The organism is Ochrobactrum sp. WV_118_8, assembly GCF_039631535.1.
Classification (GTDB): domain Bacteria; phylum Pseudomonadota; class Alphaproteobacteria; order Rhizobiales; family Rhizobiaceae; genus Brucella; species Brucella anthropi.
In genome coordinates this window covers 317,045-337,805 of sequence record NZ_JBDIUZ010000001.1, presented here as the reverse complement: position 1 = coordinate 337,805, position 20,761 = coordinate 317,045, and the positions used below count along the sequence as shown (strand labels likewise).

The following is a 20,761-nucleotide window of genomic DNA, read 5'->3' as shown; positions in this document are numbered from 1 at the left end:
CCCTGTTCAATCCATTTCATTATATGGCATATTTCATTTGATAAAATCGAACGATCATCGCTATGACACTGGAACAGCTACGAATTTTCATTGAAGTCGCCGAGCGTGAGCACCTCACGCGAGCCTCGGAAGCCCTGCATCTGACCCCTTCGGCGGTCAGTTCGGCCATCCGCACCATGGAAGATCGCTACGGAGCGACGCTCTTCAACCGCATCGGGCGGCGGATCGAGCTGACCGGTGACGGGCGCATGTTTCTGGACGAGGCACGCGCAACGTTTGCGCGCGCCCGTTCTGCCGAGCGGATGCTATCGGAACTTGGTGGCGGCAAACGGGGCATTCTCGCCATTCATGCCAGCCAGACCATCGCCAGCTATTGGCTGCCGTCCTTTCTGGCACGGTTTCACGCCGCCTACCCTTTGATCGACGTGCGACTGACGCTTGGCAATACGGAAAGCGTTACCGAGGCGACACAGGAAGGCGTCGCCGATATTGGCCTCGTCGAAGGTGCTGTGCAGGCGCCGTCGCTATCAATCAGCAAGGTTGCAAGCGACCAGCTTATTCTGGTGGCGCGCCCCGATCATGACTGGGGTACGGGCGGCAAGCTCACCTGGGATCGGCTTTTCGAGGGAAAATGGATCTTGCGTGAACAGGGATCGGGAACGCGCAGCGTTTTCGAGGATGCGATGCGCGCTTCCGGTTATAATCCGGCGCGACTGCATGTGGCGCTGGAACTACCATCGAACGAAGCCATCTGTTCGGCGGTGCGCTCCGGTGATTACGTGACGGCCATATCGGAACTTGTCGCCGCCCCGCATCTTGCTGCCGGAACACTGGTAAAGGCGGATTTTGCTCTGCCGCAGCGCCAGTTTCTCATGCTGCAGCACAACGACCGCTACAGGACGAAAGCGCTGCAGTCTTTCGCCAACTTGCTGAGTGGCGGGGATCAGCGGACCTGACGTAATAGCTCCGGCTGCGGGAAGCAGGTTGGCGCCATACCATTCTTGGCTTGCCACAGGCCGATGGAGCGGCGGGTCTTGAAGCCGGGCAGACCGTCCGGCTTGCCGACATCATAGCCCAGCGCCTGCATGCGTTTCTGCATTGCGCCGATATCAGAGCGATACATGGAGCCGACGTCGCCCCATCCACGGCTGAAATCGCCCGCGCCATAGGCGATACGATCACCGACGTGGCCGATGAAGAGCGCATAGAGATCGCTCATATTATAGTCTTTGAGCACGTAGAAATTCGGGCTCACGACAAAGGCCGGACCGTAGCGACCGGCGGGCATGAGCAGAAAGCCCTCGCCCTTCATTTCATTGGCCGGAAACGGTTTGCCATTCACCCGCGTAATGCCGAGCTTTGCCCATTCGGCAATCGTCTTGCCCTGATCCGGACCTTCCAGCGAGCAGGATACGTTCTGCGGAACGCTCACTTCAAAGCCCCAGTCACGCCCCTTCTGCCAACCATGCAGCTTCAGATAATTGGCGATGGAGGCGAGCGTATCAGGCGCCGAGTTCCAGATGTCGCGCTTGCCGTCACCGTCGAAATCGACAGCATGTTTCAGATAGGAAGTCGGCATGAATTGCGGCTGGCCGAGTGCACCCGCCCATGAGCTTTTCATAGCGGCTTCGTCGATATAGCCCTTGGAAGCGATTTCGAGCGCAGCAATCAGTTCCTTCCGGAACATGTCCTTGCGAGTGGCCATAAAAGCCTTGGTGCCAAGAACCTCGTAGGCATTGTAGGGAATCTTCACCGTACCGAAGCCGGATTCGCGGCCCCATACGGCAAGCAGGATCGGCCCCGGAACACCGTATTTCTGTTCGATGCGCTTCAGGAGATTGGCATATTGGCCATAGCGCGCCTTGCCGCCGCTTGTGACCGCGCCCATCGTCTTTGCATTGAAATATTTGCCGGGTGCACCGAATTCCGCCTGTTTCTGCTCTTTCGGTGTCGAGGGCTTTTCGCCGGGGATGACAAGGTCTGGCAGCTTCCAGTTGATCGAGACACCGGCAAAAGCCTGATCGAACACGGCGCGCGATACGCCTGCTGCCTTCGCTTCCGGCCAAAGGTCCTTTTCGAGCCAGTTGCGATACTGGCTTTCAATCTGCGCCTTGGACGGCGCGGCAATGGCGGGAGAAATGGCAAGGCTGGCAAGCAGTGCGAGACCAATCTTCAGGCTATGCTTCCAATTTCCCGCTGCCATGCCTTCTCCATTAGTTCTAAAGGGTGGTTCTTGCCCGCAAGGCGGCAGCAAGCGTGCCTTCATCCAGATAATCAAGCTCGCCGCCGACCGGAACGCCATGGGCAAGCCGCGTGACACGAACGTCGAAGCTCGACAGCTGGTCGGTGATGTAATGCGCCGTGGTCTGGCCTTCGACGGTAGCGTTGACCGCGAGAATCACTTCCTTGATCTCACCCGTGGAAACCCGTTCCACCAGTCCTTTGATGTTGAGATCGTCCGGGCCGATGCCATCGAGCGGTGACAGGCGACCGCCGAGAACGTGATAGCGCACATTCATCGTGCCTGCCCGCTCCAACGCCCAGAGATCGGAAACGTCTTCCACGACAATAAGAGTGGTGGGATCGCGACGTTCATCGGTGCAGATCGTGCATGGATCGGACGTATCGACATTGCCGCAGCAAGAGCAGATGCGTACCTTTTCGGCAGCTTCCTGCATGGCGCCACCAAGCGGCACCAGAAGCGCTTCTTTCTTCTTGATGAGATGCAGCGCTGCACGACGGGCCGAACGCGGCCCAAGCCCCGGCACGCGGGCCAGGAGCTGGATAAGACGTTCGATTTCGGGACCGGCTATTCGTTTGGACATCTTTTAAGGCAATACGGCAATAGGGCGGTAAGACAATAAGGAAAGCAGAGGCAGCAACGTTTCGGGCAGATAAAACATACTGCCCTAATGCCTTACTGCCCTACTCACTTAAAACGGCAGCTTGAACCCCGGAGGAATCGGCAGACCAGCGGTGAGCGACTGCGTCTTCTCGGCCATGGCCGCTTCAAGCTTGGCCTTGGCGTCGTTATGCGCCGCGATGATCAGGTCTTCGAGGATTTCCACCTCTTCTTCCTTCATCAGCGACGGATCGATTTTCAGCGCCGACAGGGTGCCCTTGCCGGAAAGCGTGATCGTCACCAGCCCGCCGCCCGATGAGGCCGAGGCTTCCATGGTGGCGATCTCGTCCTGCACGGCCTTCATCTTGGCCTGCAATTCCTTCGCCTGCTTCATCATGCCCATCATGTCACGCATGGGTTCACTCCATCATTCCGTAAATCAGTCGTCTTCAGACGGTGCGCCCGGTGTTTCCACCACGGCATCGAGGTCAATGTCCTCGTCGTCATTCTGTTCCGGTACGGCAATGCGCACGTCGGTGATTTTTGCCCCCGGAAAGGCCGCGAGAATAGCGGCGACATCGGGATCGGCGCGGGCATCGGTCACCAGATTGTCGCGTCGCTCGGTTTCCGCCTCCGAAATGGTCTGCCCGGCCACGTCACGCGCGACCGTCACCACCCAGCGAATGCCGGTCCAGTTCAGGAGGCGTTGCGAAATATCGCTCGGCAGAGATTTCGGCGCATCGTCGGTCAGGCCGATTTCGAGCCGCCCGGGTGCAATGGATGCAAGGCGCACGCAACCCTTGACCAGAATCTTGAACTGCATGTCGCGGTGCTTGTCGGCAAGTGCGACGACATCATGCAAGCTGTTGACCGGCACCGAAGGCTGCGGCGTGTTCTCGACAAACTGCTGCGGTGCGGCTGACGGCTGAACCGGCTGCGGTGGTGTTTCCACGATACGCATGGCCGTTGCCGGTCCACCGGAAGCTGGAGCCATCGAAGACGATCCAACCGCATCGGCGGCAAAACGCGCTTCCGGCGCACCACCGCCGCCATTCGGCCGCGGATTGCCCGGCTGCGGACGCGGCGCCGAAACGGAGCCATTGTCGAGACCGCGAATCGCCTCGTCCAGCGTCGGCAGATCTGCGGCATGGGCAAGCCGGATCAAAAGCATTTCTGCAGCCTGAACCGGTCTCGTCGCCGTATCGACTTCCGCAATGCCCTTGAGCAGCATCTGCCAGGTGCGCGACAGCACACGGACAGAAAGTTTCTGCGCGAATTCACGACCGCGCACGCGCTCATCTTCCGACAGGGACACGTCTTCGGCCACATCCGGCGTGAAACGCAGTCGTGTCACGAGATGGTTGAAATCGGCAAGATCGGTCAGCACGACCGACGGGTCGGCACCGACATCATACTGCGCGCGAAATTCCGTCAGTGCGCCAGCCACATCGCCACGCATCAGCATCTCGAAGAGGTCGATGATACGGGCACGGTCGGCAAGGCCCAGCATGGAGCGCACGGCTTCCGCCGTGACAGTACCCGCACCATGCGCGATGGCCTGATCGAAGATCGACAGCGAATCGCGTGCCGAGCCTTCGCCTGCGCGTGCGATCATGGCGAGCGACGTATCATCCACCGCGATCTGTTCCGCTTCCGCGATGCGGCGCAGATGCTGCGCCAGCGTGCCCGATTCGATACGGCGCAGGTCGAAGCGCTGGCAGCGCGACAGAACCGTGATCGGAACTTTTCGGATTTCGGTGGTGGCAAAGATGAATTTGACGTGGGGCGGTGGCTCTTCCAGCGTCTTCAACAGGCCGTTGAAAGCCTGATTGGAGAGCATGTGCACTTCGTCGATGATGTAGACCTTGTAGCGCGCCGAAACCGGGCGGTAACGCACCTGCTCGATGATCTCGCGGATATCGTCGATACCGGTATGCGAGGCGGCATCCATCTCGATCACATCGACATGACGGCCTTCCATGATCGCCTGGCAGTTTTCGCCCTGCACGGAAAGGTCGATGGTCGGCTGGTCGATCGTATCGGTCTTGTAATTGAGCGCACGCGCCAGAATGCGCGCTGTCGTGGTCTTGCCGACCCCGCGAACGCCGGTAAGCATCCAGGCCTGCGCAATGCGGCCCGTCTCGAACGCGTTCTTGAGCGTGCGAACCATCGGCTCCTGGCCGATAAGGTCGTTGAAATTCTGGGGGCGATACTTGCGGGCGAGAACGCGATAGGCGCCATCGGCGGATTTTGTGTCCATAGCGACCCTTCCGTTCTTCCTGTTCCGCTTTTTCTCAGTCGCCAGTTTGGACCGGACGCATGAGCGGCGTCAACCAAAGAGGCAACCCATCAACAGTCGTCGGCGTAGCGAGAAAGGGTGGGAGGCTGGCACGATGACCCGTGCCGTGGCTCGTTAGGGCTGCTTCCTTCCGGACCTGACCCGGTTGGCGAGTGGCTCGTCCACCACCAACCTCCCACGCTGCATATCGTCAATTGTGAAGCAAAAAGCAAGGAGGGCGCCACGCAAAAAGCAAGCGCTGGACGAAAAAAACTGGTAAATGTCGGCCTATGGAACAATTCGAACTCGATAAACGGCTCAATGCCGACACATTTTCCGTGGCCAAGCTCGGCCTGTGCGAGCTTCGGTTGATGAACGACCGGCGCTGGCCATGGTTGATCCTGGTGCCGCGCCGTCCTGGCCTAGCTGAAATCCATGACATGACGCCACTCGACCAGACCATGCTGACCTTCGAGTTGGGCATCGTTGCGCAGGCACTCAAGACTGTGACGGGTTGCCAGAAAATCAATACGGGCGCGCTCGGCAATATCGTTCGGCAGCTGCATCTGCATGTGATCGCCCGCAATGAAGGCGATGCGGGCTGGCCCGGCCCTGTCTGGGGCTTTGGCACCCGCGAGACCTATGACGAAAAAGACGCCCGCCAGCTGATCGCCGACATTCGTACGGCGCTTTAATTTGCTTTCACGCGCATCTTTTCCGAAAACCGTTTCACACTTTTCGGGATGCGCTTTAATCCCCCAACAATTCCGAGATAGATATGACTTTCCGTCTCTACGATCTGCCGGAAATCGAACCGAGCCGATCTGTCGGATTTTCCGGCAACCGCATCGACCGCCAATCCGAAAAGCGGCAGGATGATTCTGCCTTCACGGCGCTGGAACTTCCCGAAACGCGAATCATGTTGCTTGGCGGTAACCGGCTGCTTCTCGACTACGCCGATGAAAAAGCGCCACGCGCATTGTTCCGCCTCGGTGAGGCGAAGGACTTTGCGCCTGATCTTCACGAGCCGATTTTTCTCGGTCTTCAGGACGGCGCGCCGCTTGTCGCTTTGACGACACCGCTCGACCCCGAGACGATGGAAACGCCTTTCCGTCTGCAGGATTATCGCAGTATTTATACCGAAGGGCTGGTATCCGCCGACCTGCTCGGCGCGCTGGCGCAAGCCGCAGCGCTGACCGCATGGCATGCCAATCACCGTTTCTGCGGACGCTGCGGTGCAAAAACCGACATGCGCGCTGGCGGTGCCAAGCGGCAATGCCCGAACTGTGGTGCGGAACATTTCCCGCGTACCGACCCGGTGGCGATTATGCTGCCGGTACGCGGCGAAAAATGCATTCTGGCACGCAGCCCGCATTTCGCGCCCGGTTCCTATTCCTGCCTCGCAGGCTTTATCGAGCACGGCGAAACAATCGAGGCCGCCGTGCGCCGCGAAAGTGTCGAGGAAATGGGGCTCTCCATCGGTCGCGTTGCCTATCATGCGAGCCAGCCCTGGCCGTTTCCCTATTCGCTGATGATCGGCTGTCATGCCGAGGTTTTGAGCGACGACTTCACTATCGACCGTTCGGAGCTGGAAGACGGTCGCTGGTTCTCGAAGGCCGAAGTGCGGACAATGCTGGAAGGCACACATGAAAATGGGTTGCGGGTGCCACCGTCCGGCGCCATCGCAACCCATCTGATAAAGGCCTGGGTCTACGACGCAGGCTGATTATTCTGCTGCCAGCAGATGCGTATCGCGGATATCGCTGCCTTTGTAGACGCCGAGAATCCGCACTTCCTTGGTGAAGAACCGCAATTCTTCCAGCGCAAGCTGCAGATTTGCGTCTTCCGGGTGTCCTTCGACATCGGCATAGAACTGCGTGGCGATGAAACGCCCGCCGATCTGATAGCTTTCGAGCTTCGTCATGTTGATGCCATTGGTGGCAAAGCCGCCCAGCGCCTTGTAGAGCGCAGCCGGGACGTTGCGCACGCGGAAGACAAAAGTCGTCACGATGCGTTCGCCATTTTCGGGACGCTGTGCCCATTGCTTGTTCTTGGACAGAACAACGAAGCGGGTCACGTTATCTTCCGAATCCTCGACATTTTCTTCCAGAATATCGAGACCATAGAGCTCCGCGGCAAGGCTTGGTGCCAAGGCCGCCATGGAACGATCTTTCATATCGGCGACGAGGCGAGCGGCTCCCGCCGTATCGCCTGCGATGACGCCCTTCCAGCCATTCTGGCGGATGACGTTGCGGCACTGGCCAAGCGCATGGACATGGCTGTGTACCGTCTTGATTTCCTCGCGCTTGACGCCCGGAAGTACCATCAGCTGGAAATGGATCGGCAGGAAATATTCGCCAATGATATGCATGTCGGCGAGCGGCAGCAGATAATGAATATCGGCGACGCGACCGGCCAGAGTGTTCTCGATCGGGATCATGGCGAGGTCGGCAGCGCCGGTTTCAACCGCGTTGAAGGCATCCTCGAAAGTCGGGCACGGCAAAGGCTCCATATCGGGAAACATGTTGCGGCACGCCGTATCGGAATTCGCGCCCGCTTCACCCTGAAAGGAAATCCTGTTGGTTTTCATCGTACCATGCTTTCTTAAATGCCACTCATCGGTGGCCCGTTAGATACCCTGTGCTACAAGAATGCGCGCGCGGTCAAGATCGGCCTGCGTATCAACGCCGAGCGGCACCGTCCTCACAAGTTCCACATCAATACGCATTCCGGCTTCAAGAGCCCTCAATTGCTCGAGTTTTTCCCGCTTCTCCAAGGGAGACGGCCCAAGCTTCACAAAGCGTTCAAGCGCTGAGCGGCGATAGGCGTAAAGGCCGATATGGTGATAAAGCGGGCCTTCACCGTAGGGCGCGGTTGCGCGGGTGAAATAAAGTGCGCGCAGGCGGCTGTTGCCGGCAAGCGGGGAGCCGACGATCTTCACCACACTCGGATTGGTCTTCTCCGACTCTTCCTCGATTTCGACGCCGAGCGTTGCAATGTCGGCAGGTCCGTCTTCCAACGGCAGAAGCGCACGGCGGATGATATCGGGATCGATGGTCGGCAGGTCGCCCTGAACGTTCACCACGGCATCAAACTCGCCCGCCGGATCGACTTTCATCAATGCTTCATAGATGCGGTCGGAGCCGGATTCGTGATCCTCGCGCGTCATGATGGCTTCATGGCCATGCGCGGTAACGATTGAAAAAATCTCTTCGCTGTCGGTTGCAACCACCGTCCGGCCCAGCTTTGCAGCCGCGGCATGATCGGCCACATGCACGATCATCGGCTTGCCGCAAATATCGGCGAGCGGCTTGTTCGGCAGCCGCGTGGACGCCATGCGTGCCGGGATAAGAGTGAGTGTCTTTAATGTCTGAAGCATCATCGCCTCTTGAGATCGATAAGGTCGCGGACGTCTTTTAAACCGCTTTCGAGGCGCTGGAAATGCATCAAAAGTGTCAAAAAGTCACGGGTCTAGTTACCGTTATAGGTGTTGCATCGCCCTGGTAAAAGACCTAGTTTCCGCCCGATGCCGGGGAGAGAATTGCGACCTTTATTGAAGGTTTGCATGCCGGCTAGGAGAGCGTTCTCGGGGAGAGCGTTTTGGTAGAGGGAGCGCTGACCGGCGATGAATTCAACCCGGACTAACAAGTTTATCATGGCTTTTCTGGCAACGGTTTTCGTTGTCATGACGACAGGCATCCTGTCCGATTCGCTGTTTCACTCGCCTGCGCCCGAAAAGCCGGGCTTTATCATCGAAGCGGCGGAAGCCTCGACCGGTGAAGGGGGCGCTGCACCGGCCAAGGAAGAAGTTTCCATTGCGACGTTGCTGCAGTCTGCCGATCCGGCGCGCGGTGAAACCGTCTTCAAGCGTTGCGCTGCATGCCATACCGGTGAAAAGGGTGGCGCCAACAAGGTCGGTCCGCATCTGTGGGATGTCGTGAACCGTCCGGCTGCCTCTGTTGAAGGTTTCGGCTATTCGGCTCCCATGAAGGAGTTCGGTGCTGCGGGCAACAAGTGGGATTTTGAACATCTCAACAAGTTCCTGACCTCGCCGAAGGGCTACATCAAGGGCACGGCCATGGGCTTTGCTGGCGACAAGAAGGACAATGAACGCGCTGATCTGATCGCTTATCTGCGCACACTGTCCGACAATCCGGCTCCGCTGCCGACCGCTGATGCGGCACCTGCCGCTGGTGGCGATGCAAAGCCGGCTGAGGGCGGCGAAGCCAAGCCAGCCGAAGGCGAAAAGCCTGCAGAAGGCGGCGAACAGAAGCCTGCAGAACCGGCACCCGCCAATTAAGCCTGCAGGATAGAAACATGATCAAAGCCCGGTTCGCCGGGCTTTTTTCGTGCCCGTATTAAATTTCTTGCCCGCATGCCTTTCTTCCTCCGCAAAAACCCATAAAACTCGTTCGAATATATCCGAAACAGGAACGGAGAGGCTGGATGAGAGCTTTTTGGGCGGGTGCGTTTGCGGTGGCCATGCTTGCGAGCACGGTTTCAATTGGTCGCGCAAATGACGCGGAACCCCAATGGCGATATTCCTCCAGCCTGCTTGGCGAGCCCAAATATCCTGCTGATTTCAAGCACTACGACTATGTGAATCCCGATGCGCCGAAAGGCGGCACGCTGAACATGGTCGCCGTTGGCACCTTCGACAGTCTCAATCCGTTTGTGGTGCAGGGGGTCGCAGCCGCTGGCCTGTCCGATTTCGGCGGCGGTCTTCTCTACGACACGCTGATGACGGATTCGCTCGATCAGGGATCGACGCAATACCCGCTCATTGCTGAAGCCCTGCAATATCCCGATGATTTCTCCTGGGTTAAGTTCAAGCTCAATCCAAAAGCGAAATGGCACGATGGCCAGCCGATCACCGTCGATGACGTGATCTGGTCGTTCGATGTGCTGAAGAAGCAGTCGCCGATGTACAACAAATATTATGGCGACGTGGAGAAGGCGGAAAAGACTGGCGAACATGAGGTGAAATTCACCTTCAGCCAAAAGGGCAATCGCGAATTGCCGCAGATTCTGGGACAGCTTGCCGTTCTGCCCAAGCACTGGTGGGAAGGCAAGGATGCACAGGGCAAGCAGCGCGACATTACCCGTCCGACGCTTGAAATCCCGCTCGGCTCTTCCGCCTACAAGATCGACAGCATGACGCCCGGACGCTCCATCATCTGGGCGCGCGTCGATGACTATTGGGGCAAGGATTTGGGCGTCAATGTCGGGCGCAATAATTTCGACCGCCTGCGCTACGAGTACTATTTCAACGAGGATGCAACCTGGGAAGCCTTCAAGAAGGGTGGACAGTACGATTATCGCAACGAGAATCGTGCCCAGCGCTGGGCTGAACAGTATAATTTTCCGGCCGTGCAGCGCGGCGATGTCGTAAAGGCTTCGTTCCCTTATCACGCCGTCGGACGTATGCAGGGCTATTTCCTGAACACGCGCCGCGACAAGTTCAAAGACCCGAAAGTCCGTCAGGCGCTGACCTACGCCTTCGACTTCGAATCGATGAACCGCCTGCTGTTCTTCAACCAGTATCAGCGCATCAACAGCTATTTCGCAGGCAACGAACTGGAATTGAGCGGCCCGCCGACGCCCGAGGAACAGGCCATTCTGGAAACGGTGAAGGATTCGCTTCCTGCTGATGCACTGACGAAGGAATTCAAGCTGCCGGTCTATGACACACCGCAGGCCACCCGCGAAAATCTGCGCATCGCGCTGAAACTCTTTTCGGAAGCCGGCTGGACAGTGCAGGGCAACAAGCTCGTCGATGCCAAGGGCAATCCGTTCACCATCGAATTTCTCGGCAAGGATCCGACGGACGAGCGTATTTACAATCCGTTCGCCGCAAGCCTGCGCAAGATCGGCATCAACGCGACCGTGCGTATCGTCGACACGGCGCAATATCAGGCCCGCGTCAATGATTTCGACTATGATGTGGTCACCTCAATCATCCCGCAAACTGCCTCACCCGGCAATGAGCAGCGCGACATGTGGGGCTCGAAGGCCGCCGACTTCAAAGGCAGCCGCAACTATGCCGGTATCAAGAACCCAGCCATCGACAAGCTGATCGACCATGTCATCTATGCCAAGGATCGTGAAGAGCTGGTCGCCTCGACCCATGCGCTCGACCGGGCACTTTTGTGGAACTATTACGTCATCCCGCAATGGTATGATGACAAGATCAAAGTGGCCTATTGGAATAAATTCGGAATGCCTGAAAAGCAGCCGGACTATCTTGGGATTGACCCGTTCTCCTGGTGGATAGACCCTGCGAAGGAAGCCAAGCTCAAAACCGGCAGTGAATGAGGGCGGAGCGAGAATGACAATCCTTCGCATGAACCGCCGCCATTTTCTGGGGCTTTCGGGAAGTGCCGCCGTTGCAGCCTTCCTGCCGCCAAGGGCTTTTGCCGACATCCCGACAGGCAAAGCGCTGCATGGGCTTTCGACTTTCGGTGACCTGAAATACGGTCCCGATTTCTCCCATTTCGACTATGCCAGTCCCGAAGCACCGAAGGGCGGCACGTTCAATTTCGCGCCGTCGAGCTGGGTCTGGAACCAGAATACCGACACATTCAACACGCTCAATACCTTCACGTTCAAGGGTGATGCGCCGCCGCGCATGGAGCTGACCTTCGATACGCTGATGGCTTCGGCGCTGGATGAGCCGGATTCTGTCTATGGTCTCATCGCGGAAAGTGCGACGCTTTCGAAAGATCGCCGCAGTTGCACTTTCAAGCTTCGCAAGGAGGCGCGTTTTCACGACGGCTCGCCTATTGAGGCGAAAGACGTGCTGTTCACCTATGCGACCATCAAGCAGAAAGGCCATCCAACGCTGCGCCAGTATCTGGCAGGCGTCGAAAAGGTGGAGGCAACCGGCAGCCGAGAAGTGCGCATGCGCTTCGTCGAAGGGCGCGGACCGAACGCCATCCTTGATGCCGTGGCCGTGCCGATCTTGTCGGAAAGCTGGTTCAAGGATCGCGATTTCGAAGCCACTACCATGGAGCCGGTGCTGGGCTCAGGCGCTTACAAGGTCGGCAATTTCGCCGCCGGTCAGTTCATCGAGTATGAGCGCGTCGAGGATTATTGGGCGAAAGATCTGCCGGTGCAGAAGGGCTTCAATCATTTCGACCGCATCCATATCGAGTTTTTCCGCGACCGCCAGCCGCAATTCGAAGCCTTCAAGAAAGGCAGTATCGACTACCGCGAGGAGACCGTCTCCAAGAACTGGGCGACGGCCTATGACTTCCCGGCCATCCAGCAGGGAAAGGTCATCAAGCGCACTTTTCCGAAAGAGAAGCGCCCGCTGATGCAGGCATGGGCGCTGAACCAGCGCCGCGAACGGTTCCGCGATCCGCGCGTGCGCGAAGCAATTGCGCTCTGCTTCGACTTCGAATGGACGAATGAGAACCTTTTCTACAAGGTCTATGCCCGCTCGCAGTCGTGCTTCAACGGATCAGATTTTCAGGCGAGCGGCATGCCGACGCCCGATGAACTGAAAGTTCTTGAACGTTATCGCGGAAAACTGCCGGATGCGGTTTTCAGTGAAGCCGTGCTAATGCCGGTATCGGACGGAACAGGCCGCGACCGCGCGCAGTTCGCGCAGGCCATCAAGCTGTTGGAGGAAGCGGGTTTCGAGCGCAAGAACGGCCAGTTCCACGACAAAGACGGGTCGAAATTCGCGCTGGAGATTCTTTCCAATTCCGAAGCCTTCACCCGGGTCTACAATCCTTATGTGCAGAAGTTGCGCGCCATCGGCATCGATGCCAGCCTGCGGCTTGTCGATGCAAGCCAGTATCAGGTACGGATGCAGGACTTCCAGTTCGACATGGTGGGTATGGCGTTGCAGTTCAGCCCCACGCCGACGCAGGAATCGCTTGCCGGGATGTTTGGTTCCGAATCGGCCAAGGTGCCGGGCAGCTATAATCTTCCCGGTACGGAAGACCCGTTGATCGATGCGCTGATTGCAGATATCGGCAAGGTTTCGACGCGCGAAGAACTCGTCGCCACGATGCAGGTGCTCGATCGGTACTTGCGTATCCGGCGCGACTGGATTCCAAATTGGACGACAGCGAATCATCTCGCGGCCTATTGGGACCGGTTCGGTTTCAAGGAGCCGAAGCCCGATTATGGCTTTCCCGTCGAGACGCTGTGGTGGATCAAGGCCTGATTTCGCGAAACCGAAACCGGTTTTCGAAATCACGCTCTATAATGAAAAGGCAGAAGCTGTTGGCAAGCCATAAGATAAACCTGAACCTGCGGAGAAAACCGGGCTGATGGGCGCATATATTCTCCGCCGTCTGCTTCTGATGATTCCGACGATACTCGGCATCATGGCTATTTCCTTCGCTGTGGTTCAGTTCGCCCCGGGCGGTCCGGTCGAGCGCGTGATTGCGCAGCTTTCAGGCCAGGGCGGCGACGCTCTCGACCGCCTTTCCGGCGGTGGTGGCGATTTCGGGCAAAGTGCCGTCGACAGCGGCTCGGTCAATTCCAAATATCGCGGCGCGCAGGGGCTCGACCCGCAATTCATTGCGGATCTGGAAAAGCAGTTCGGTTTCGACAAGCCGCCGCTGGAACGGTTCGGCCAGATGCTGTGGAACTATCTGCGCTTCGATTTCGGCCGCAGCTATTTTCGCGATATCAGCGTGATCGACCTCATCAAGGAAAAGATGCCGGTTTCAATCTCGCTCGGCCTGTGGCTGACTTTTCTGTCCTACATGATCTCGATTCCGCTCGGCATTCGCAAGGCGATCAAGGATGGTTCGCGCTTCGACACCTGGACCAGTGCCGTCATCATCGTCGGTTACGCCATCCCAAGCTTCCTGTTTGCGATCCTGCTGATCGTGCTGTTTGCGGGCGGCTCGTTCTTCGACTGGTTCCCGCTGCGTGGCCTCACCTCTCCCGATTTCGCGCAAATGTCGTTCTGGGGCAAGATCGGCGACTATCTGTGGCATATGGTGCTGCCGGTGACTGCACTCGTGCTTTCCGCCTTCGCCACAACGACGTTGCTGACCAAGAATTCGTTTCTGGAAGAAATCCGCAAGCAATATGTAACCACGGCGCGCGCCAAAGGGCTGACCGAGAATCAGGTTCTCTATCGGCACGTCTTCCGCAATGCGATGCTGATCGTGATCGCCGGTTTTCCGGGCGCCTTCATCTCGGCCTTCTTCACCGGTTCGCTTTTGATCGAAACCATCTTCTCGCTCGACGGGCTTGGACTGCTGGGCTACCAGTCGGTCATCAACCGCGATTATCCGGTAGTCTTCGCCAATCTCTTCATCTTCTCGCTGATCGGCCTTCTGGTCGGCCTTTTGTCCGACCTCACCTATACGTGGATCGATCCGCGCATCGACTTTGACCGGAGGGACGTGTGATGACCGACACCACCCTCACCCCTGTCGTGCAACCGGTAAAGCGCCCGTGGCTTTCACCACTCAACAAGCGCCGCTGGCAGAACTTCAAGGCCAACAAGCGCGGTTACTGGTCGCTGTGGATCTTCCTGTTCCTGCTCATCGCAGCGCTTTGTTCCGAGTTCATCGCAAATGACCGGCCCATTCTCGTTTCCTACAAGGGCGAGTTGCTGATGCCGGTTTTCGTGGATTATCCGGAAGAGAAATTCGGCGGCTTTTATGCCGTCACCGACTATCGCGACCCGGTGATACAGGATGAAATCAACAACAATGGCTGGGCCATCTGGCCGCCGATCCGCTATTCCTACAACACCGTGAACAACGAGATACCGGAAGCCGCGCCTTCCAAACCGTTCTGGCTCTATTCGGCGGAAGAGCGCTGCCAGCGCTATCCGCAAGGCGTGAGCGATCCCAATTGTCGCTTCGGCAATTTCAATCTGCTCGGCACCGACGATCAGGCGCGCGATGTATTCGCACGCGCACTCTACGGCTTCCGTATTTCGGTGCTGTTCGGCCTGATTCTCACCTTCTTCTCCGCCATCATCGGTGTGACAGCGGGTGCGGTTCAGGGTTATTTCGGCGGCTGGGTCGATCTTCTGTTCCAGCGCTTCATCGAAATCTGGTCCTCGATCCCGGTTCTCTACCTGTTGCTGATTATCGCGGCGATATTGCCGCCCGGCTTCTGGGTGCTTCTGGGCATCATGTTATTGTTTTCATGGGTGGCTTTCGTCGGCGTCGTGCGCGCGGAATTTCTGCGAGCGCGAAACTTCGAATATGTGAACGCGGCGCGTGCGCTCGGCGTGAAGAACGGCACCATCATGTGGCGGCATCTCCTGCCCAACGCCATGGTCGCGACACTGACCTTCCTGCCTTTCATCCTGAACGGCTCGATCACCACCCTCACCTCGCTCGACTTCCTCGGTTTCGGCCTGCCGCCCGGTTCAGCTTCGCTGGGCGAACTGCTCGCACAAGGCAAGAATAACCTGCAGGCACCCTGGCTCGGCATTACCGGCTTTGTGGTCATCTCGCTGATGCTGTCGCTTCTGATCTTCATCGGTGAGGCAACACGCGACGCCTTCGATCCGCGAAAGGCATTTCAATGAGTGGGCCAATGAGCGGATCTATGATCGAATCAGGGAACAAAATCCTGCTGTCCGTTCGCGATCTGTCCGTCGCATTCCGCCAGAATGGCGAGGAACGCATTTCCGTCGACCGCGTATCCTTCGACATTGCCGAAGGCGAAACGGTTGCCCTTGTCGGCGAATCGGGATCAGGCAAATCCGTCTCGGCCTTGTCCATCCTGAAGCTGCTGCCTTATCCGTCTGCCAGCCATCCTTCCGGAGAAATTCTTTTCAATGGCAAGGATTTGATGAAGGCTTCGGAGCCGGAACTGCGCCGTGTGCGCGGCAACGACATCACGATGATCTTTCAGGAACCTATGACATCGCTCAATCCGCTGCACAGTGTGGAGCGGCAGATCGGTGAAATCCTGAAAATGCATCAAGGCATGGGGGAGCAGGCCGCACGGGCGTGGACGCTGGAGCTTCTGAACGAAGTCGGCATTCGCGAACCGGAAAAGCGCCTGTCGGCCTTCCCGCACCAGCTTTCCGGCGGCCAGCGTCAGCGCGTCATGATCGCCATGGCGCTTGCCAACAAGCCGAAGCTGCTGATTGCCGACGAGCCGACCACAGCGCTCGATGTCACCGTGCAGGCCCAAATCTTGAAGCTGCTGGCCGAGCTTAAAGCCGCACAGGGCATGTCGATGCTCTTCATCACCCACGACCTCGGCATTGTGCGCAAGATCGCCGACAAGGTCTGCGTGATGAGCAAGGGCAAGATCGTCGAGGCCGGGCCGACCAAAGAGATTTTCGAAAACCCGCAGCATCCCTACACCAAGCACCTGCTTGCTGCTGAACCGAAGGGCGAGCCGCCTGCCGCCGATCCAGCAGCAAAAACGGTGATGGAAGGCAAGGATATCCGTGTCTGGTTCCCGATCAAGAAGGGGTTCATGCGCAAGACCGTCGACCATGTGAAGGCGGTGGACGGCATCGACGTAAACTTACGCGCCGGACAGACGCTCGGGGTCGTCGGCGAATCGGGTTCCGGCAAGACGACGCTTGGCCTCGCACTGTCGCGCATGATTTCGTCCAAGGGCGAGATCAGGTTCGACGGGCGCGATATCGCCAAGTTCAGCTTCAAAGATATGCGCCCGCTGCGCCGCGAGATGCAAATCGTGTTTCAGGACCCATTCGGCTCGCTCTCACCGCGCATGACCATCGCGGACATCATCGCCGAAGGGCTTCTGGTGCATGAGCCTAAACTGTCGGCAGACGAACGCGATGCGCGTGTCGTTGCCGCGCTCAACGAGGTCAATCTCGATCCGGAAACCCGCTTCCGCTATCCGCACGAATTTTCAGGTGGCCAGCGCCAGCGCGTCGCCATTGCACGTGCCATGGTGCTGAACCCGAAATTTGTTATGCTGGACGAACCGACCTCCGCGCTCGATATGAGCGTGCAGGCGCAGGTGGTCGATCTGTTACGCGCATTGCAGAAGAAGCATGATCTCGCCTATCTTTTCATCAGCCACGATCTGAAAGTGGTGCGAGCGCTGGCAAATGACGTGCTGGTGATGCGCAACGGCAAGGCAGTCGAATATGGCGCGGCGAAGGATGTCTTCGCCAACCCGCAGACCGACTACACCAAGGCGTTGATGGCGGCGGCCTTCCGGATGGAGGCAACAGAGGGAGGAGCAAGACAATGAGCGAAACCAAGGGCAACATCCTTTTGGCGATCACCGACTGGGACCCTGAAATCTGGCTGAAGACGTTTCGGGATCACGCGCCGGATCGTCCGGTGGTGACGGATCGCACGGAAAAAGATCCGTCCGTCAAATATGCGCTTGTCTGGAAGCAGAAGCCGGGCTCGCTTGAGAACCTGCCCAATCTGAAGGTGATCTTCTCGCTGGGCGCAGGCGTCGATCATGTCTTCCGCGATAACCGGATTCCCGATGTACCACTGGTGCGCATCATCTCCGACGATCTCACCATGCGCATGACAGAATATGTCGTCTGGCAGGTGCTGGATCATCACCGCCTCGGACAGCGCTATCGCAAGCAGCAGCAGAATCACGTCTGGCATGAGGATCGCCGCCAGCCTGCTGCTCATGAAGTCACTGTCGGCATCATGGGCCTCGGCGTGCTGGGTCGCGACGCGGCTGAAAAGCTGAAGTTGCTCGGCTTCAACGTCACCGGCTGGAGCCGTCGCCCGCAAGAGATCGATGGCGTGCAGACCTATCACGGCAAGGACGGCTTTGGGAAATTCCTCAAGACGGCTGACATCTTCGTCTGTCTGCTGCCGCTGACGCCCGACACAAAGGGCATCCTCTCCATGTCGATGTTCGCGCAATTGAAGAGCGACGGGCCTCTCGGCGCGCCGGTGCTGATCAATGCCGGACGAGGCGGTCTGCAGAACGAGGCCGATATTCTGGCCGCACTCGACCGCGGGCTTCTTTCGGCAGCTTCGCTTGACGTGTTCACGCAGGAACCATTGCCGACCAGCAGCCCGCTCTGGGATCATCCGCGCGTGACGATCACTCCACACGCGGCGGCAAGCTCATCTGCAACCGCTCTTGTGCCGCAGATCATCCGGCAGATCGAAGCCTTCGAGCGGGACGGAACGCTGGAACATATTGTAGATCGCAGCACGCAATATTAGGCAGCAATCCCAATTGCTCCATCCTCGCCGACCGTCACCCGATGGCCGGCGAGTTGCTTTTGCGCCTCGCGGTCGAATTCAACGGCGATAGGCACGTCATGCCCCATTTCACGAGCCACGATGAGGCCAAGGAGCAGGATCGCATCCGGTTCATGCAGGACAATGGCCGCAGGCGCATGACCACTATGGACCAGCTCCAGAAGAACGGCTGCTGCCGATGATGACCCGATGGTTCCGGGCAGGCACAACACACACCCGGCGATGCTCTGCCCATGTTCCGGATGGCGCACATCGGCAATCCGCCCGCTCTTCGGATCGACACCGCCCCAGAAGCTAATCGGCGCGGAGAGAACCAGCGCCTCAGCATCTGCCCCTTTTCCTGCAACGAGTACGGTGCTTTCCCCAATGCTCATGCCGCCTGCCTCCCGAAAACCGGCCTGCCCGCAACCGCGCTTTCCACGCATTCTTCCAACGAACCGTAAAGCACGCCATAGCCGGTGTTGCCAGGTGCATAATGCGCGAACTTGCCGGAATTCGTCATAAGGATGGCATCATCCTTAGCTGGCAAAATTGGTGTAACAACCACGCATGTGTCGGCGACAATCACGACGCCTGCTTTTTCAAGCGCCTGCCTGCGTCCGTCTTTCTCCAGCTCAACCAGTGCATGACGACCCGTGCAGGCATAAAGCGGCACCGCGAGCTTGCGTTCCGCTATGGCGCGCTCCAGACGGTCGAATTCGGTTATCGAAAGATGCGGACTGCCAATGGCAACCGCATCGATATGATCGACCTGCTCGACTGTCGAAAGACGCTTGCGCGTCGCCTCTATCATTTCTCGTGTGACGCGGATGACGCCTTCCGGCTTCTGGTGCTGCAAAGCCGTTTCAAGATCGGGCGCTTCGGGCGTGACACCAGCAACATGGAACAGACCGACTGCTCCAACCGATGCCGATGCCGCGCCGAAAGCCTTGAGATCGTCTTCATCGGGATGGACCGGACTGCCTGCAACGACACCGATATTCGTGCCAACGCTGCGGCCGAACAGATTGCCGAGAATAGGCCAGGCGACTTCCGAAGACAGGAACGCCGGGTCCAGCCCTGAAATATCGATCACCACCGTAGCGCGACGGTTTTCGCTGCGATGCAGACCATAATCGGGCGCGCGGCCAGCAATCGCACAGGCAATATCGAGGAAATCGCCATAACGATTGGTACGCGCACCCAGAACCGAATTACAGAACACGACTGCATTGGATTCACCCCAGGCGACATCTGTGCCCTTTGCTGGCCTGTGTCCCGCTTGATACGGAGCGCAGGTCCAGGTTGGCTCGCAGCCAAGCTTGATATAGGCGCGCATCATGCGCTTGGCCATATCAGCTTCGTGAGCCGGCAAAAGATTACGCGAGCAGCCGGTCAGATCGATAGAGCCTACATTGAGCGTCGAGCGGACTTTGACCTTTGCACCACCCTCAACCAGCTTTTCTGCGAAAAGCGTTCCGCTATCACCGTGATAAAGCGCACCGTCAATATGTGCCGATGCAACCGGAATAAGGCGCGGCGCGCCCATCAGCCTTGCTGTTTCGGCGACAATGCGCATGGCCATCGCAGCGCCTTCTCCCTGTTCCCCGGCGGCTATCGACCGCTCTTCATGGGTTAGTGTCGATGCCATGCTCAGCCCTTCTTGCGTGCCTTGTAGCGAATGGTTTCAAAACGGACATTCAGGGCATTATAGAGTAGAAGGCGACCAACCAGCGGCTCGCCGATGCCAGTGATAAGCTTGATAACTTCCATCGCCTGCAGACTGCCGATCACACCCGGCAGGACGCCCAGCACACCGGCTTCGGCGCAGGTCGGCACTGTTCCAGGTGGCGGCGCTTCTGGAAAGAGATCGCGATAAGATGGGTTCTGCGTGCCATCCGGTCCAGTCGTATAGGGCATCAGCACGGTGACCGTGCCATCGAAACGGCCCATAGCACCGGTCACGAGCGGGCGTCCCACCCTTGCAGCAGCATCGGCCAGAATATAGCGCGTGGTGAAATTGTCCGAACCATCCACCAGAACGTCATAATTGCCGATCAACGCTTCTACGTTACCGGCATCGAGGCGAAACTGGTGTCCTTCGACCGTCACATGCGGATTGATACGGGCAATGGTGGCAAGCGCGCTTTCCACCTTTGGCAGGCCAACGCTTTGCGTATCATGAATGACCTGTCGCTGCAGGTTCGACAGCGATACAGTGTCGTCATCGACGATGCCGAGCGCGCCGACACCGGCAGCCGCCAGATATTGCAGCACAGGCGCGCCAAGACCGCCTGCGCCGACGATCAGCACGCGAGCGGCCTTCAGCTTCTGCTGGCCCGGACCGCCGATTTCTGGCAGCACGATATGGCGCGCATAGCGTTCAAGTTCTTCGGACGAAAATGGTCTGGATGGTGCATTCATACCTCCAAACATATGCCTCTCCCAAGGCGCTGTCAGCGGATATTTTGCCTCACGGCGCGATCCATAAAA

General features: G+C 58.2%; 19 protein-coding genes and 1 other RNA gene. 10 read left to right on the top strand and 10 right to left on the bottom strand.

The features are described from left to right. The first annotated feature begins 62 nt into the window (after nucleotides 1–62). Nucleotides 63–956, top strand: coding sequence for a LysR family transcriptional regulator (locus tag ABDF71_RS01640; protein ID WP_500060875.1), 894 nt, complete (start codon nucleotides 63–65; stop codon nucleotides 954–956). Here ABDF71_RS01640 and ABDF71_RS01635 read toward each other — a convergent pair. The 5 genes from ABDF71_RS01635 to ffs all read right to left on the bottom strand — a co-directional run bounded on the left by ABDF71_RS01635 (nucleotide 944) and on the right by ffs (nucleotide 5,317). Further along, a complete protein-coding gene (locus tag ABDF71_RS01635) occupies nucleotides 944–2,203 on the bottom strand; it encodes a lytic murein transglycosylase (RefSeq protein WP_500060873.1) in 1,260 nt (419 codons plus the stop codon). The genes ABDF71_RS01640 and ABDF71_RS01635 overlap by 13 nt on opposite strands. Nucleotides 2,204–2,219: 16 nt before the next feature. Continuing rightward, on the bottom strand, nucleotides 2,220–2,825 hold the full coding sequence (gene recR, locus ABDF71_RS01630) for a recombination mediator RecR (protein WP_010657830.1): 606 nt from the start codon (nucleotides 2,823–2,825) through the stop codon (nucleotides 2,220–2,222). A gap of 108 nt (nucleotides 2,826–2,933) precedes the next feature. Continuing rightward, nucleotides 2,934–3,257: a YbaB/EbfC family nucleoid-associated protein gene (locus ABDF71_RS01625; protein ID WP_500060870.1), complete on the bottom strand. Its 324-nt coding sequence runs from the start codon at nucleotides 3,255–3,257 to the stop codon at nucleotides 2,934–2,936. A 24-nt stretch (nucleotides 3,258–3,281) separates the two neighbouring features. Further along, nucleotides 3,282–5,102 carry a DNA polymerase III subunit gamma/tau gene (locus ABDF71_RS01620; RefSeq protein WP_010657828.1) on the bottom strand — a complete coding sequence of 607 codons (1,821 nt, stop codon included), beginning with the start codon at nucleotides 5,100–5,102 and terminating at the stop codon, nucleotides 3,282–3,284. Between the two features lie 117 nt (nucleotides 5,103–5,219). After that, an RNA gene (ffs, locus tag ABDF71_RS01615) (signal recognition particle sRNA small type) lies at nucleotides 5,220–5,317 on the bottom strand. Nucleotides 5,318–5,410: 93 nt separating this feature from the next. Between ffs and ABDF71_RS01610 the strand changes: the two genes are divergently transcribed. Then, nucleotides 5,411–5,815 (top strand): HIT domain-containing protein, encoded by a 405-nt coding sequence (locus ABDF71_RS01610; RefSeq protein ID WP_010657827.1) that lies wholly within the window; start codon nucleotides 5,411–5,413, stop codon nucleotides 5,813–5,815. An 83-nt stretch (nucleotides 5,816–5,898) separates the two neighbouring features. After that, nucleotides 5,899–6,846: an NAD(+) diphosphatase gene (gene nudC, locus ABDF71_RS01605; RefSeq protein WP_259030206.1), complete on the top strand. Its 948-nt coding sequence runs from the start codon at nucleotides 5,899–5,901 to the stop codon at nucleotides 6,844–6,846. Here the strand turns inward: nudC and ABDF71_RS01600 are convergent, their stop codons facing one another. Beyond that, nucleotides 6,847–7,710 (bottom strand): prephenate dehydratase, encoded by an 864-nt coding sequence (locus ABDF71_RS01600; RefSeq protein WP_011982259.1) that lies wholly within the window; start codon nucleotides 7,708–7,710, stop codon nucleotides 6,847–6,849. A gap of 39 nt (nucleotides 7,711–7,749) precedes the next feature. Next, nucleotides 7,750–8,499 (bottom strand): 3-deoxy-manno-octulosonate cytidylyltransferase, encoded by a 750-nt coding sequence (locus ABDF71_RS01595; RefSeq protein ID WP_151662887.1) that lies wholly within the window; start codon nucleotides 8,497–8,499, stop codon nucleotides 7,750–7,752. A gap of 246 nt (nucleotides 8,500–8,745) precedes the next feature. On the opposite strand from ABDF71_RS01595, the gene ABDF71_RS01590 reads away from it, so the two are divergent. From ABDF71_RS01590 to ABDF71_RS01560, 7 genes are all read left to right on the top strand, one after another. Beyond that, nucleotides 8,746–9,420, top strand: coding sequence for a c-type cytochrome (locus ABDF71_RS01590; RefSeq protein ID WP_029926112.1), 675 nt, complete (start codon nucleotides 8,746–8,748; stop codon nucleotides 9,418–9,420). A gap of 146 nt (nucleotides 9,421–9,566) precedes the next feature. Beyond that, nucleotides 9,567–11,435, top strand: coding sequence for an extracellular solute-binding protein (locus tag ABDF71_RS01585; protein ID WP_259030204.1), 1,869 nt, complete (start codon nucleotides 9,567–9,569; stop codon nucleotides 11,433–11,435). A gap of 13 nt (nucleotides 11,436–11,448) precedes the next feature. After that, the gene (locus ABDF71_RS01580) at nucleotides 11,449–13,296 is read left to right on the top strand and encodes an extracellular solute-binding protein (RefSeq protein WP_151662885.1); all 1,848 of its coding nucleotides are present in this window, start codon (nucleotides 11,449–11,451) and stop codon (nucleotides 13,294–13,296) included. Between the two features lie 106 nt (nucleotides 13,297–13,402). Next, entirely contained in the window at nucleotides 13,403–14,500 is a 1,098-nt protein-coding gene (locus ABDF71_RS01575) for a microcin C ABC transporter permease YejB (RefSeq protein ID WP_010657819.1), read from the top strand. Further along, entirely contained in the window at nucleotides 14,500–15,639 is a 1,140-nt protein-coding gene (locus ABDF71_RS01570; RefSeq protein WP_029926121.1) for an ABC transporter permease, read from the top strand. The genes ABDF71_RS01575 and ABDF71_RS01570 overlap by 1 nt, the downstream gene beginning before the upstream one ends. Next, nucleotides 15,636–17,297 carry an ABC transporter ATP-binding protein gene (locus ABDF71_RS01565; protein ID WP_151614873.1) on the top strand — a complete coding sequence of 554 codons (1,662 nt, stop codon included), beginning with the start codon at nucleotides 15,636–15,638 and terminating at the stop codon, nucleotides 17,295–17,297. Before ABDF71_RS01570 ends, ABDF71_RS01565 begins: the two co-directional genes overlap by 4 nt. Then, nucleotides 17,294–18,250 (top strand): 2-hydroxyacid dehydrogenase, encoded by a 957-nt coding sequence (locus tag ABDF71_RS01560; RefSeq protein ID WP_151614872.1) that lies wholly within the window; start codon nucleotides 17,294–17,296, stop codon nucleotides 18,248–18,250. The genes ABDF71_RS01565 and ABDF71_RS01560 overlap by 4 nt, the downstream gene beginning before the upstream one ends. Here ABDF71_RS01560 and ABDF71_RS01555 read toward each other — a convergent pair. Genes ABDF71_RS01555 through ABDF71_RS01545 form a run of 3 tightly spaced genes read right to left on the bottom strand, consistent with a single transcriptional unit; the run spans nucleotide 18,247 to nucleotide 20,704 of the window. After that, a complete protein-coding gene (locus ABDF71_RS01555) occupies nucleotides 18,247–18,663 on the bottom strand; it encodes an aconitase X swivel domain-containing protein (protein WP_010657815.1) in 417 nt (138 codons plus the stop codon). The two genes, ABDF71_RS01560 and ABDF71_RS01555, sit on opposite strands and share 4 nt — an antisense overlap. Further along, entirely contained in the window at nucleotides 18,660–19,919 is a 1,260-nt protein-coding gene (locus ABDF71_RS01550; protein WP_151614871.1) for an aconitase X, read from the bottom strand. The genes ABDF71_RS01555 and ABDF71_RS01550 overlap by 4 nt, the downstream gene beginning before the upstream one ends. A gap of 2 nt (nucleotides 19,920–19,921) precedes the next feature. After that, the gene (locus ABDF71_RS01545) at nucleotides 19,922–20,704 is read right to left on the bottom strand and encodes a molybdopterin-synthase adenylyltransferase MoeB (protein ID WP_192799887.1); all 783 of its coding nucleotides are present in this window, start codon (nucleotides 20,702–20,704) and stop codon (nucleotides 19,922–19,924) included. Between the last annotated feature and the right edge of the window lie 57 nt (nucleotides 20,705–20,761).